This window comes from Sinorhizobium sp. 7-81, from assembly GCF_030124405.1.
Lineage (GTDB): Bacteria > Pseudomonadota > Alphaproteobacteria > Rhizobiales > Rhizobiaceae > Sinorhizobium > Sinorhizobium psoraleae.
In genome coordinates, this window is record NZ_JASKLT010000002.1 from 121,701 (window position 1) to 133,946 (window position 12,246).

24 protein-coding genes are annotated in these 12,246 nt (G+C 60.2%); 6 read left to right on the forward strand and 18 right to left on the reverse strand.

From position 1 onward, the window contains the following. The first annotated feature begins 58 nt into the window (after nt 1–58). The 3 genes from QN224_RS07830 (at nt 59) to QN224_RS07840 (ending at nt 1,744) form a co-directional block, all read left to right on the forward strand. Complete coding sequence (locus tag QN224_RS07830) at nt 59–484, forward strand: low affinity iron permease family protein (RefSeq protein ID WP_283976195.1); 426 nt, start codon at nt 59–61, stop codon at nt 482–484. A gap of 99 nt (nt 485–583) precedes the next feature. Continuing rightward, complete coding sequence (locus QN224_RS07835; RefSeq protein WP_173511643.1) at nt 584–958, forward strand: hypothetical protein; 375 nt, start codon at nt 584–586, stop codon at nt 956–958. 3 nt (nt 959–961) lie between these two features. Continuing rightward, nucleotides 962–1,744 carry an SDR family NAD(P)-dependent oxidoreductase gene (locus QN224_RS07840; protein WP_283976196.1) on the forward strand — a complete coding sequence of 261 codons (783 nt, stop codon included), beginning with the start codon at nt 962–964 and terminating at the stop codon, nt 1,742–1,744. A gap of 83 nt (nt 1,745–1,827) precedes the next feature. Here the strand turns inward: QN224_RS07840 and QN224_RS07845 are convergent, their stop codons facing one another. The 7 genes from QN224_RS07845 to QN224_RS07875 form a co-directional block, all read right to left on the reverse strand. Then, nucleotides 1,828–2,244, reverse strand: coding sequence for a GFA family protein (locus QN224_RS07845; RefSeq protein ID WP_283976197.1), 417 nt, complete (start codon nt 2,242–2,244; stop codon nt 1,828–1,830). A 49-nt stretch (nt 2,245–2,293) separates the two neighbouring features. Beyond that, on the reverse strand, nt 2,294–2,758 hold the full coding sequence (locus QN224_RS07850; protein WP_283976198.1) for an SRPBCC domain-containing protein: 465 nt from the start codon (nt 2,756–2,758) through the stop codon (nt 2,294–2,296). Continuing rightward, nucleotides 2,755–3,084, reverse strand: coding sequence for a helix-turn-helix transcriptional regulator (locus QN224_RS07855; RefSeq protein ID WP_173511647.1), 330 nt, complete (start codon nt 3,082–3,084; stop codon nt 2,755–2,757). The genes QN224_RS07850 and QN224_RS07855 overlap by 4 nt, the downstream gene beginning before the upstream one ends. A gap of 155 nt (nt 3,085–3,239) precedes the next feature. Continuing rightward, nucleotides 3,240–3,434, reverse strand: a complete 195-nt coding sequence (locus QN224_RS07860; RefSeq protein ID WP_173511648.1) for a hypothetical protein — start codon at nt 3,432–3,434, stop codon at nt 3,240–3,242. A 273-nt stretch (nt 3,435–3,707) separates the two neighbouring features. Further along, entirely contained in the window at nt 3,708–3,959 is a 252-nt protein-coding gene (locus QN224_RS07865; protein ID WP_173511649.1) for a hypothetical protein, read from the reverse strand. Between the two features lie 11 nt (nt 3,960–3,970). After that, a complete protein-coding gene (locus QN224_RS07870; RefSeq protein ID WP_173511650.1) occupies nt 3,971–4,213 on the reverse strand; it encodes a hypothetical protein in 243 nt (80 codons plus the stop codon). 87 nt (nt 4,214–4,300) lie between these two features. Continuing rightward, on the reverse strand, nt 4,301–4,432 hold the full coding sequence (locus tag QN224_RS07875; RefSeq protein ID WP_269286728.1) for a hypothetical protein: 132 nt from the start codon (nt 4,430–4,432) through the stop codon (nt 4,301–4,303). Between the two features lie 173 nt (nt 4,433–4,605). On the opposite strand from QN224_RS07875, the gene QN224_RS07880 reads away from it, so the two are divergent. Beyond that, a complete protein-coding gene (locus QN224_RS07880) occupies nt 4,606–5,463 on the forward strand; it encodes an SDR family oxidoreductase (RefSeq protein WP_173511651.1) in 858 nt (285 codons plus the stop codon). Nucleotides 5,464–5,618: 155 nt separating this feature from the next. Here QN224_RS07880 and QN224_RS07885 read toward each other — a convergent pair whose 3' ends face one another. From QN224_RS07885 to QN224_RS07905, 5 genes are all read right to left on the reverse strand, one after another. Further along, entirely contained in the window at nt 5,619–5,885 is a 267-nt protein-coding gene (locus QN224_RS07885; protein WP_283976199.1) for a DUF982 domain-containing protein, read from the reverse strand. After that, nucleotides 5,885–6,355, reverse strand: a complete 471-nt coding sequence (locus tag QN224_RS07890; RefSeq protein WP_269286723.1) for a CBS domain-containing protein — start codon at nt 6,353–6,355, stop codon at nt 5,885–5,887. Before QN224_RS07890 ends, QN224_RS07885 begins: the two co-directional genes overlap by 1 nt. 296 nt (nt 6,356–6,651) lie before the next feature. Then, nucleotides 6,652–6,927, reverse strand: coding sequence for a hypothetical protein (locus QN224_RS07895; RefSeq protein ID WP_283976200.1), 276 nt, complete (start codon nt 6,925–6,927; stop codon nt 6,652–6,654). Between the two features lie 42 nt (nt 6,928–6,969). Next, the gene (locus tag QN224_RS07900; RefSeq protein WP_173511655.1) at nt 6,970–7,254 is read right to left on the reverse strand and encodes a DUF1236 domain-containing protein; all 285 of its coding nucleotides are present in this window, start codon (nt 7,252–7,254) and stop codon (nt 6,970–6,972) included. A gap of 288 nt (nt 7,255–7,542) precedes the next feature. Further along, nucleotides 7,543–7,848: a hypothetical protein gene (locus tag QN224_RS07905; RefSeq protein ID WP_173511656.1), complete on the reverse strand. Its 306-nt coding sequence runs from the start codon at nt 7,846–7,848 to the stop codon at nt 7,543–7,545. Between the two features lie 316 nt (nt 7,849–8,164). Between QN224_RS07905 and QN224_RS07910 the strand changes: the two genes are divergently transcribed. After that, on the forward strand, nt 8,165–8,686 hold the full coding sequence (locus QN224_RS07910) for a sigma-70 family RNA polymerase sigma factor (RefSeq protein ID WP_283976201.1): 522 nt from the start codon (nt 8,165–8,167) through the stop codon (nt 8,684–8,686). A gap of 24 nt (nt 8,687–8,710) precedes the next feature. On the opposite strand, the gene QN224_RS07915 is transcribed toward QN224_RS07910, so the two are convergent. The 6 genes from QN224_RS07915 to QN224_RS07940 all read right to left on the reverse strand — a co-directional run bounded on the left by QN224_RS07915 (nt 8,711) and on the right by QN224_RS07940 (nt 11,251). Beyond that, nucleotides 8,711–8,869 (reverse strand): hypothetical protein, encoded by a 159-nt coding sequence (locus QN224_RS07915; RefSeq protein ID WP_173511658.1) that lies wholly within the window; start codon nt 8,867–8,869, stop codon nt 8,711–8,713. 273 nt (nt 8,870–9,142) lie between these two features. Next, nucleotides 9,143–9,331, reverse strand: a complete 189-nt coding sequence (locus tag QN224_RS07920; RefSeq protein ID WP_173512469.1) for a DUF3008 family protein — start codon at nt 9,329–9,331, stop codon at nt 9,143–9,145. Nucleotides 9,332–9,610: 279 nt separating this feature from the next. Next, entirely contained in the window at nt 9,611–10,123 is a 513-nt protein-coding gene (locus tag QN224_RS07925; RefSeq protein ID WP_283976202.1) for a hypothetical protein, read from the reverse strand. Nucleotides 10,124–10,245: 122 nt separating this feature from the next. Further along, complete coding sequence (locus tag QN224_RS07930; protein WP_173511659.1) at nt 10,246–10,686, reverse strand: CBS domain-containing protein; 441 nt, start codon at nt 10,684–10,686, stop codon at nt 10,246–10,248. A gap of 66 nt (nt 10,687–10,752) precedes the next feature. Then, entirely contained in the window at nt 10,753–11,004 is a 252-nt protein-coding gene (locus QN224_RS07935; protein WP_283976203.1) for a DUF2934 domain-containing protein, read from the reverse strand. A 58-nt stretch (nt 11,005–11,062) separates the two neighbouring features. Next, entirely contained in the window at nt 11,063–11,251 is a 189-nt protein-coding gene (locus QN224_RS07940; RefSeq protein ID WP_283976899.1) for a hypothetical protein, read from the reverse strand. A 283-nt stretch (nt 11,252–11,534) separates the two neighbouring features. Between QN224_RS07940 and QN224_RS07945 the strand changes: the two genes are divergently transcribed. Continuing rightward, nucleotides 11,535–12,224 (forward strand): BON domain-containing protein, encoded by a 690-nt coding sequence (locus tag QN224_RS07945; RefSeq protein WP_173511661.1) that lies wholly within the window; start codon nt 11,535–11,537, stop codon nt 12,222–12,224. Nucleotides 12,225–12,246: the final 22 nt, after the last annotated feature.

A 12,246-nucleotide genomic window follows, 5' to 3' on the forward strand; every position in this document is an offset into this window, starting at 1 on the left:
GGGAACTCTTTGCCACGCTGGAGGGTTATCGGAAACGAATGACGGTCGGGTGTCGCAAATGTCTCAGAAGATCAATGCGTTCAGCAAATTCTCGACTGCAATAGCGGAATATTCCGGGCGACCTGTCACCTTCACACTTGCGGTGGCCGCGATCGTCGTCTGGGGCGTTACCGGGCCACTGTTCGGCTTTTCCGAAGCATGGCAGCTGGTCGTGAACACCGGGACCACGATCGTAACCTTCCTCATGGTTTTCGTACTGCAAAACTCTCAGATCCGCGATGGCATAGCGATCCAGGCGAAGCTCGACGAGCTCATCCTGACGAGCTCGGCGGAGAACAAGTATATCGGCATCGAGGAGCTTGATGAGCGTGAACTCAAGCGGATCACCGAGATCCTAAAGGAACATGCCAAAAGTGAGGATGATCGCGTTCTGCATGAGAAGATATCGCGAGCAGTCGAGCGGCAACCAGAGAAAAGCGAATAACGAAAACAGCCCTGGCCGCGAGCACGCAGAAGGCGTCGCTGGAACCAAACGTCGGCGAGGCCGTTTGCGTAGCGAATGCAGTTGCCAGGAGGGTCACGTATGCATCTCGTTGGAACACAGGTCATCCCGGAACAGGGCGGCCGCTCGGGCTTCACAGTCGAATTCGTCGGCGAAGGCGGAGAGATCGTTTCGGTTTCGATGCGCAACGACGCGGCGCGGAGCCTTAACCGGTTGAATGCGGTCGAACGCGCCAAGACCGTCATGATGGAACTCGCACGTGCGGATACGGATGCGTTGGAGAGCGACCCCGACGCGGAGCATAAAATCAAGACCGCACGGACTGCACGGGCGGCCAAAGACACGGGCGAGATGGAGCGTCAGCTCGATGAAGGGCTGGAAGACACTTTTCCTGCCAGTGACCCGGTTTCCGTCACGGGCACCACCATCGCCAGCGACCACCGGAAGAAGCACTAGGCCATGCCGGGTCGATCGTCTGTCGCCTTGGTCACGGGCGCGGGGTCCGGCATCGGCCGCGCCACCGCACTTGCGCTTGCCGCCGACGGGATGAAGGTGGGCGTGCTCGGCCGTACCCGTTCCAAGCTGGAGAAGTGCGCTTCGGAGATCGCTGCCGCTGGCGGCAAAGCGCTGGTGCTTGAAGCAGACATCGCGGATGAGCTTGAGATGCGCAACGCCGTCAAGACGCTAGTGCGCGAATTCGACCATCTCGATGTCGTCGTCGCAAATGCCGGGATCAACGGCGTTTGGGCACCGATCGACGACTTGAAGCCGTTCGAATGGGACAAGACCATTGCCGTCAATCTGCGTGGCACCTTTCTGACGCTGCATATGACGGTTCCCTACCTCAAGGAAAACGGCGGCGGCTCGATCGTCGTCGTGTCATCGATCAACGGTACGCGGACGTTCACCACACCCGGTGCAACCGCATATACCGCCACCAAGGCGGCGCAGGTGGCGATCGTCCAGCAACTCGCCCTCGAATTGGCCAAGCACCACATTCGCGTCAATGCCGTCTGCCCGGGAGAGATCGAGACCGAAATCGAAGAAAACACCAGTTTGCGCCATGAGGAGGAGACGGCGATAGCGGTCGAGTGGCCGGACGGCCAGGTTCCGATTACCGGCGGCAAGCCCGGCCGCAGTGAGGACGTTGCGGAAGTCATCCGCTTTCTGGTTTCGGATAGCGCGCGGCACGTGACCGGCAGCCCCATCTGGATCGATGGGGGCCAAGGCCTGCTGAGATAGGTCGTGGCGCCAGATCATTCTCATCGTTTCAACGAAACAGTTAGAATGATCTAGGCGCAGGCCTCATGTTCAGAGGCAGAGGATTACGCCGGCGGCATCTTCTCGAATTTCTGCACGGCCGGATCGAGCCGGTCCCAGGCATGACCGCGCACCGTGTACGTCACCATCTGCGGCTCGTATCGGCCTGGATCGTCGAGGCTTGCGGCGTGAATGGTGAAGAAGTCCGGCGTGTCCGAGAAGGTCAGATAGACAGGCGACCCGCAGGCGGGACAGAAGCCGCGCGTCTTCACGTTCCCGCTATCGCTGACCATGCCCCAATGCGTCGCTTCGCCCTCGAGCTTCACCGCCTCCCTGCTCGGGAAGGTCAGATAGGATCCGTGCCCGGTGCCGCTCGTACTCTGGCAATGGCGGCACTGGCAGTCGTTCATCGCGATCGGCTCGGCCGAGATTTCATAGCGGATCGCGCCGCAGGCGCAGCCGCCGGTATAAGGCTTGCTCATGTCTCTCTCCCAATAAAGCGCTGCATTGGCCACGGCGATTTCCGTCGCGTCAGTCCTTCCCGCCGGCGATAGCGCCAATGTTCTGGACTACCTTCTTCCAGCCTTCGCCCATCTTCCTGAACGCCGTGTCGTTCTTCGGCAGGATGAAGCCGGAATGGACGAGGCGGAGGCGCGTGCCGTTTTCGACCTTGGAAAGGATGAACGTGACCACGGTGTCGAGCGGTGAGCCGTATCCGACGTTTCCCTCATGCCCGCCTCTCCAGGCATAGGCCAAACGTTCGTTCGGCTTCACCTCCAGCACCTGGCAGTGAATGGTGCCGTCCCACGCGCCGGCCGGCGTGGTCTGATAAGTAAAGCGCTTGCCTTCCACGGGCTCGAAGCCGGTCGGCATCATCAGCCACCGGCCCATCAAATTGGCTGTGGTCAGCGTGTTCCAGATCGTCTCCGGCGTATGCGGGAAAACCTCGTCGACCACTATGTCTTGCACGTCGAGTTTCAATGCGGCGTCGTTCATGGATCAATTTCCTTCAGCAATGTTCTGAGATCTGCAAAGCGTTCGCGCCAGAAGACGCCGTAATGGCTCATCCAGTCGACCAGCGGCGCGAGGCCGTCCGGCTGGGCGCGGTAATAGACTTTTCGGCCTTCGGGGCGCTCGGCCACCAGACCGGCCTGCTTCAGGGCCTTGAGGTGTTGAGAAACAGCACCCTGCGTCACGCCGCTCCCTCGCGTCAGATCGACGACGGTGATCTCGCCGGAGTTGACGACCTGCTCAAACACGGCCCGCCGTGTGGGATCGGCAAGGGCGCGCATGACGGCGTTGATATGAGTGGCTTCGGTCATGGCGATATCAATAGCGTGCGCTAATTGATTAGTCAAGGCTAATTGCTTCGAATGATGTGCTGCTTCTCAGTGAGCAAAGAAAAATGAGGCCACCGACACGCGATCGCTACCGTGCTCGACGCGAAATATCCGCCGATGCTTTTCCTGGAACTGCTCTAATCGCCCTTGGTCTTGCCCGCGTCCGACAGCTTGCCGCGATGGGGGTCCTTCAGATTTTCCCCGACCGCATCCCTGTCCCGCTCGGGATTATCCTTGGCGGGAAGGTAGCCCCTCGGCTTCGTCTCCTTCGGCCCTTCCCAGCGCGGCGATTGTTCCGTTGTGCCGGGCGCACCCGGTTTCGGCGTTTTCATCATTGCTCTCCACGTTTATCTTCGGTGACGAAACCACAGCGCCTGCAAATCGTTCCCGGTTTTCAAGATCATCGCTCCCGCGTTGCCAGCAAGAACTTGTCCAAAAAATAGGGCCCCATCAAATCGATGGAGCCCGATCTGCACTGTCGTTTGGGATCGCGCGGATCCGTAGGGGCTTGCGGAGAGGGGACTTTTTCCACGCGGTCCGACAGATAAACCGGAAGCGCGGCAATTTGTTCCCGATCGGTCAGGAAAAGCTTGCGCACTCCATATTCACCACGACCAGAACCGCTGGCTTCGCGCAGGAGCGGCCGATGTACCGCCCATGACGAAGCCCGCGACGAATGCGAGGGTCGCGACCACGAGCAGCGTGCTACTGAGCGCGGCCGGATGCTCGCGCGCGGTCCCGGCAACCACCGCCGCCTCGTCGCGGACGTAGCGTGCGGCATCCTGAGCCCTCGTTTTCAGATCGGGTTCCGCCGGCCTGCCGGTGAAGCCGGCTTTCAGCGATTTCGGCGCTGCCATCGTTCTACTCCTTATTCCTGGTCTTTCATGCCCGGGGTCGGATAGCGTTGGTCCGCTTCCTCGAGATCGGACTCCACGAGATAATCATCTCTCTTCGAGTGCACGGCTTCCCGCATGGCGCGATGGTTAGCGAGATCGTCCGGCTCGACGGGCTGCTTCTTCGAGCGCGGATGCAAATCACTATCCTTCTCGATGGGTCTCTGTCCGGCGGTATTGCCGGGGACGCCCTTGCGCCGCTTTTCAGTGTCTTTCATCATTTCCTCCTGAGGGTTCCTGATGGGTCAACGCCAGCCCGGATAGGAAGTTCCCCGACGGAAACCCCTCGGACGATCCTCAAGCGATCAATCGGTCGTGGCGGGAAGGCGTGTGCCGTCTTGCTCGGCAGGATTGCGATCGGCGGCATCATAGATCAGCAAAGCGAGAGCCGCTGCCGTCAGAAAGACAATACCTGTGAGAATCGTGCGCGGTTTCATTGCCAATCGTCCCGAAGTGAGGAAACGCCTCCCGGTGCAATCGGTTCCGACGATACACGGGACAACCGCGAGCGGAATACGTCCGGAACAAAAGCGTCCGGCCCTCGGTTAGACCCCACACAACACGAAGGCGGAACTGCGAAAGCCGCCTTGTTCACACGGAGTCTTCGGAAATGGATACCTTCCCTCACCCTCCCTTTGCGCGGCAACCCCAGGCCATGCCCGGAACGACGGATCGAATGGAGCCATTACCGGATCATGGGGAGAATTCCTACAAGGGCTCGGGCCGGCTGAAGGGAAAGAAGGCGATCATAACCGGCGGCGATAGCGGCATCGGCAGGGCCGTGGCGATCGCCTATGCCCGAGAGGGCGCGGACGTTCTGATCTCCTATCTGAGCGAGCACGAAGACGCGCAAGCGACGAAGGCGCTCGTCGAAGAAGCCGGGCGCAAGGCCGTGCTGGTAGCGGGCGACATCCAGTCCTCCGATCATTGCCGGCGCATCGTCGATACGGCAGTGGAAGAGCTCGGTGGTATAGATATTCTCGTCAACAACGCTGCTCACCAGGCGGCATTCAAGGCGATCGAAGACATAACCGACGAAGAATGGGAACTGACTTTCAAGGTCAACATCCATGCGATTTTCTACCTGACCAAGGCGGCGGTGCCGCATATGCATGAAGGCAGTGCGATTATAAATACTGCCTCCATCAATGCCGACAGCCCCAATCCGACCCTGCTTGCTTACGCCACCACCAAGGGTGCGCTCCACAACTTCACGGCCGGGCTGGCGCAGTTGCTGGCAGAGCGGGGCATACGCGCGAATGTCGTGGCTCCGGGCCCAATCTGGACGCCGCTGATTCCTTCCACCCTTCCGGAAGATTCGGTCGTCAATTTCGGCAAGCAGGTACCGATGAAGCGCCCCGGCCAGCCGGTGGAACTGGCGTCGACCTTCGTGATGCTGGCGGATCCGATGTCGAGCTACGTGTCCGGCGCAACGATCGCAGTGACCGGAGGCAAGCCATTCCTCTGATAACGGCGCAACGAAAAGTTCGAACAGTTTGCGCGCGTTTGAAATCGCGACACGTCGGGATGCGGGTCACATGATTCTGGATCGATGCAACCCGACGGCGATCCGGCCGCATATGATAAGTTTGCCGGCGATGCTTCGCCGGCACCAGCTAAATATCAGGAACCGGTCCAGCTATTGACACGGAATTGTGCTTCCTCAGCCGCCTTGATGAATGCGGCTCGTGCCGCATCGGGTTCGTCAGCTCCCTCGATCACGCGGTCGCATACGGCCAATGCCTCGCTTTTTGCCTCGCCTTCTACGAGCGGCCAGTGGTTCTTGAGGCATAGGTAGGCGTCGCGCGTGCTTTGCACCCGCAGCACGCGGCTCGGCGCCTCCAGGATGACTGCTTCACTCCACAGGCGATCCTGCGTCAGAGTTGGCATTAGGAAACTCCTTCAAGCGGAGGGGACTGGGATGCCTGGCGGCTTATTCCACCCAGTACGAGGCCACCGAGTTCCGGGCTCGCCCGCGTGATATCTGCCAGCGAAACGATGCCGGCTGCGCGCTTTTTTTCATCAACGACGACAAGGCGGCGTATTTTGTAATCATGCATCTTTTGCGCGGCCAGCAGGATGCTGTCGTCTTCCTCGCAGGATTCGGCCGAAACCGTCATGAACTCGAACACGGCCGTCGATGTCGACAGTCCCTGGGCAACCACCGAGGTAAGGATGTCTCGGTCCGTGACGATCCCAAGGATCGTTCCGACGCCCGGGGCCTCGACTGGCAGGGCGCCAACGCCTGCCTCTTCCATCAACCGCGCAACCGACTGCGCCGTGTCGCTCGGTGAAACGGTGAAGACCAGTCTGGACATCACGTCCCGCACGCGTATCGCTTTGTCTTCATGGGCGGCCATTGATGAGACTCCTGCCATTGATGGATGCGGGCACCCTGACTTCCTCATCTGCCGACTTCTTGAGTGTGAGATCTACGCGATAGGGAACGATGACCTGGGGTTGCCATGTATTTCTTCGCGTCTTCTTCGGATTCGGATTCTCAGGCGGCCGCTGGAATCTCTGACGCTTCTTCTTCGATCGTTGCCGCACGATGCTCTCCTTCTGCTGGTATGGACGTGCGCGGGCTTTGCCGCAATGCATCCTTAACGCACCACAGAGAGAGCAGTTCCCGCCCATGGCAGGCTATTTCGTCTTATCAACGATCGCTTTTCGGCGCAGCGGCGGCAGTTTCCGCCGCCGCGCGTGCGCTGGCGTCCTGGAGAATGGATGAAATTTCCGCCGTCACCGCGTTCTGTCGCGCAAAGGCTTCGGACGGCACTATCCCCGGATCTTCCTCATGATCCTGCACGATCAGTTCTTCTTCCAGGATGCGATTGATCACCAGCCAGGCATCGTCATTTTTTGCCAGTGCCGAAAGGACAGCCACGAGGATTTCGCGGTGGGCGGCTAGCCGAAACTCGATGTTTTCCATGCTCCGCTTTCCGATCTTTTCGCGCTGGCAGGGGCCCGTTCGTTATTCAAGAACCTGCACGACGGTCTTCGTCTTCGGGTTCACAATGACCCGCTTTTCGTTGACGACTGCGTAGCCGTACTCAGGCTGGTCAGGAATCGGGTAAACCTCCACCACTTCGGGCACCGGCTGTCCAACGACGATCTCGCCCTCATATTGAATGGACGGCGTATTCTGTTCCAACACGTAGGTCCTGACCTCGCCGGGCAACACGACCGTTGTCTGGGCAATCGCCGACGAACCGGCCGTCAGCAGCACAGCAGCAATCATCATGGCAAATTTATTCATGATATACTCCTTCCGTAAGGGACCCTCCCAACCAGCGGCAACGCAAATGGTTCCCGGTCCGCTCGTGCTCGGTCCAAGTCGTGACCTCTCCGGTTGTGGCTTGTTTCGCCGCCGTGTGCCAGCCGAGGCAGCCCTGTGCGCGTGTGCAAAGGAAGAACGTCTCTGGAGCCGATTGTAAGCGGTAACCTCGTCACCCCGCTTCGACGAACGGCGCAAAAAGAGGTCCATCGACAAGAAGGACCTCTTTAGACCCCCTTTAGGCAGTCATCAGGTTAGAACTGGCTGTCCTCAACCGCCGCTGCCCGATGTGCCGCCGGTGCCGGCACCGTCGTCCCCTCCACCTCCACTGCCAGTATCCTCTGGCCCACCACCGCCGCCGGTACCGTCCTCAGGGCCGCCGCCTCCACCGGTACCGTCCTCACGACCACTGCTGTCGTTGCTGCTGTCTCGCGTTCCTCCCGGTATGAGAATGACACCGTTGTCGGCGTAGGCATTGCTTGAATCGCTGTCCACACTCGCCGAGATGAGCGGCGATACAGTCGCGGATGCGAGCCCAAGCAGCGACGCGGCGATGACTCTTGGAAGCTTGTCCATTGCATATCCTCCTTTGGCGGGCAAATGCCCGCCTCGGGCCAACCTTCACGAAGGAAAGCAGGCATCTGCCCCAGCCAGTCGAAGGATCGCACCAGACAGAGGCATTTTAGAGGTCTGCAATACCACTGCCGAATCTGCGGCGGCACGAGAGCCGCGCGGAGAGACGATCGGCTGTACTTTGAAGAACCAGGCAGCCAGGTAACGGGGCGTCCCACCGGCCCTTAAATATCATCCACGGCGCGAGGGAACCAAAAGGCAAGCCAGGCATTGTCCGACGTTACCTATGTTCTGTTCGTGCAAAAGGGCGGTATTCGATATGCCTGCCACCGACATCCATGTGCTTCACCAATCGCATCACGTAGAGGAGCAGGTCGTCGATCTGATTCCTGCTCTGCGGGCGTTCGCCCGGACGTTCACATCGGTACCCTTCGAGGCGGATGACCTCGTGCAGGAAACCCTGTTTCGTGCACTGAGAAGCATCGATCAATTTGAACCGGGCACCAGCCTGAAGTCCTGGCTGTTCACGATCATGCGCAACGCTTTCCGGACGCAATACAAGATCCGAACGCGCGAGAGCCCTGGGAACACCAATTGCGCGGAGTTGCCGATTCCGATGGCTCCGCCGCAGGAATGGTCCGTCCTCAATGGCGAGCTCCGCAACGCTTTGGCGTCACTGACCCCCGAGCACCGCGAGGTCCTTGTCCTCGTCGCCGGTTTCGGCATGAGCTACAAGGAAGCGGCCGACATATGTGATTGCGCGATCGGCACCATCAAAAGCAGGCTCAGCCGCGCCCGCGAAGAATTGATGGTTCAAATGCATGGAAATCCGTTGAATTAACCGCAGCTGGAAATGAACATCCGCTCAGCGCCTGCGCGCATTCAGCGCTTGCTGCAGTTGCCGAGCGAGTTCCAGCAGCCGCTCCGGCGCAGCTTCCTTCTGTATCTTCGCCATGAGCGACGCGATCCGCTCGTCGATAGCCTTGTCTACGTTCGCACCCTCGGGTGCTCTGGTTTCGCTCATCCGCCTGTCCTTCGTCGTGGCGAGGATCTCAGGATAACGTATTGTGCCCGGTTCGCCATGTAAACCGCCAGAGCCGGATGGGAAAAGTTTGATGCGGTTTTTGTCCGCAGGCTTCGTAACCCATTGGAGTCGATCACCATTTTGGCGCAAATCCATACCGGTCGAGGCACATTCCGGTGGAAGGCCCCTGCGCAGTGGAGTTTGGCGGATCGCCAAAGCGTCAACCGTCAGTGCTGCAAACTTCGGCTCGTGCCGACGGGTACCCGTCGCCTCTCAAGACTTCGAAACGTGCTCCTTCTTGCCCTTTCGCTTGGTCGACGCCATTTCCTCGAGCTCCTTTTCGGTCATGGATTTTTCCATGCTTTTCGAAGCCTCCTTGAGCTCGCTCTTCTTCTTTTCTCCCCGCTTGGCGGCAAGCGCGGCACCTGCAGCCTTTTGCTGTGCTTTTGATTTTGCAGGCATCTCTCTTCTCCTTCGGGCGCCCTTAAGCGCCGCACGGATTTCAACACCCCCGGAACCGGCAAGCGTCAATTATGTTCCGTTCGATGAGAAGGAGTCGCAAAGGCGTCAGTGGAGATTTGCCGGGTTCTACTTCCCGGTTTGCCACATGGGAGCCGCCGCGGCCTTGGTGCCGGCCGTGTTGACCTGGGCTCGCACGTCGTCCCTTTCCTGCGTGGTAAACGCTGAAATCATGCAAATCCCCAAAAGGGGATTCGCCTTGAGAAATCCCGCGGCGGCCGATCAATCGGCGAAGAGCCAGAACAGGGACGCGAATATCAGGATGAAGAGCGCAATCGCTCCGAGAAAGCGGATCATGCCGGCATTGGTGTTGCCGCCAAGAACGCGGTTCCACATTTCTCCGCCGGTGCCGTCGTCGCCCTGTTGCGCATCATTCTCAGTCGTCGCCTGGTCGCCGCGAGGTTCGTGTCCCGGCACGTATCTCACCGCCGAGCGTATGGTTTCGCCATAGTCGCGCGGTCGCGGCTGCGGCGGATCTGCCCGTGCGGCCTCTTCATCACTCGTGCTTGGCGTCCAGCCAACGGCGTCGCCGGCATCGGCGACATGTTCGCTCACCGAGGCCCTGTCTTCCGCCTCGGGCAGGCCAAGTTCCGCCGCCTTCCAAGCCTCTTCCTTCCGGGACTCTTGGGGCTTTCCTGTTCTCGGCGATCTGCCCGCATGCCTCGCTTCACGCGAGCCTGGTTGCGCTCGACGCGGGTCTACGCCGTTGCCGCCGCTGTATTGCTTCGCTGGCATCTCCGGACTCCTTCGTTGCAAGAAAAGCGCAAGGCATGCCTTTTGTTCCGCCTTGCGCTCTGACTGCGACCAAAGCGGGCTGACCCGTACCGAAGAATAGACCGGACGCGATCGCGTGTGTTTTAGCCGCTTCGTTCGGACTGGTTGTGAGCGCCGCCGGGAACCGTCACGCCTTTAAGACCGGTGCCGGCAATCGCGGGCTGCTCGCGGGCAGCATCGGCGAGCGATACGACGCCGACCAATCGCTTGTCGCGGTCGACTACAGGCAGGCGCCGAACCTGGACATCGCCCATGTTGCGCGCGACGTCATCCACTTCCTCGTCCTCGAAGCAGTATTTGACATCGGTGGTCATGATGTCTCCTACTTTCGACTGGAGATCGAGGCCGTCTGCGACGCCCCGAACAACGATGTCTCTGTCCGTTATCATGCCGACCAGGCGGTCGTGATCTCCCACGGGCAGAAAGCCGATATCGTTCTCAGCCATTTGCTTTGCGACCTCGGTGATGGTCTCGTTCGGGCTGACAAGATGAACGTCTCTGGTCATGATTTCCGATACGTGCATGGTCTTGCTCCTTGTGAATTCTTGATTGCAACCGACCAGGCGTTCCCGCCGGCGGTTTTCGCGCGGCTACCGCCCCGCCGGTCCGGCTTTTCGGATCTTGCCCTCAGAGGGGGGCGACGCCGGCGTTGAGGTCGCGTGCGTTGTTCCCTCGGTTTCGAGATCCTGCTTTTCGCCGGTACTCGACCGGTTTTCCTCGCGCTGCATCTCGCGCGACGCCTGTTCCCAGTGCCTCTGATCCTGGCCCTCGGGGCGACCTTCCTTTTCCCAGATCGCATAGGCTCTGCGCCGGATAAGTTCTTCCCTGTCGTTGTTGTCCATGTCCCTTCTTCCTCACCGCTGAACTCTGTCGATGGCAGAATTCAAACGGTGCGACCGCTCAATTGTTCCACCCATTGCGGCGCGTTTGGAAATGTTTGAGGGGCTCCGGATTTTCGTCCGGATTGGGGTCCGGCACTTCGTCGGGAAGGCGGTCGGGATCCGGCTCCTCGATCGGCGGTTCGGGGCTCCAGGGCGGTGGTGGCTGCGGTGACGGTGGTTTTGGCTCCGGTTGGCGCGGATTCGGCATTTTTTCGCTCCATTCCTGAATGCGGGCACGTTCCTGAATGCGGGTCTGAAGCCCGGCCTCGGGTTTCATTGAAAATCCCGGTCGACCATGAATGTTCCACACGTCATCCGCATCGCGGACCGCGGGGCGTCTCCCTCGCCTGCCGATCGCGGTCCAGGGCCTTGGATAAGGCCGGGCCTCTCGAGAACGACTGCGGATCGACCCGCCGTGGAAACCTGGAACCGATCCGCCCCTCAGCCGTTGGGATCGCATTGGCACGAGGAACGAGCGCAAGGAGGAACCGATGGCGAGGAAAAAGGATTTTGACCGGTCCCACGAAAGGGAGCGGGATCGGTATGGCGCACCCGACGACTATGAGCGCGAGCGGCGACGCGCGCGCGAACGCTTCGGCGAAGCTCCACGCGGCGCGGAGTACGAAAATTCCATGTATTTTCCGGATCCCGAACCCCGCCGCTCGGAGCGTTATCGCGGCACGGACGAGGACTATGACCGGTGGAACAGGGAACGGGCGTTTAGCGACTATTATGGCTCCGGCTACGGCTATAGTGGGCAACGCCCTTACCGCGGCCACGGAGCGCCTTCGGAAGAGAGGCGGCAGCGTGGCTTCGTTGATCGAGCGAGAGACGAAGTTGCCTCCTGGTTCGGCGACGAGGAGGCCGAGCGGCGACGCGAGATGGATCAGCATCGCGGCAAAGGGCCCAAGGGTTACACTCGTTCCGACAGCCGTATCCACGAAGACGTGAGCGACCGGCTCAGCGACGACGGCGCGCTCGACGCCTCCAACATCGAGGTCTCCGTGTTGAATGGCGAGGTGCAACTCAGCGGTTTCGTCGATTCCAAGTGGGCCAAGCGCCGGGCCGAAGATTGTGCCGATGACGTTTCAGGCGTTACGCATGTGCAGAACAATATTCGGGTCCAGCCGACGAAAGGCGCGGCACCTCGGCCAATCGGCGACACCGATCGCGACCTCTGACTGCGTTGCGAAGGTCGGTGAT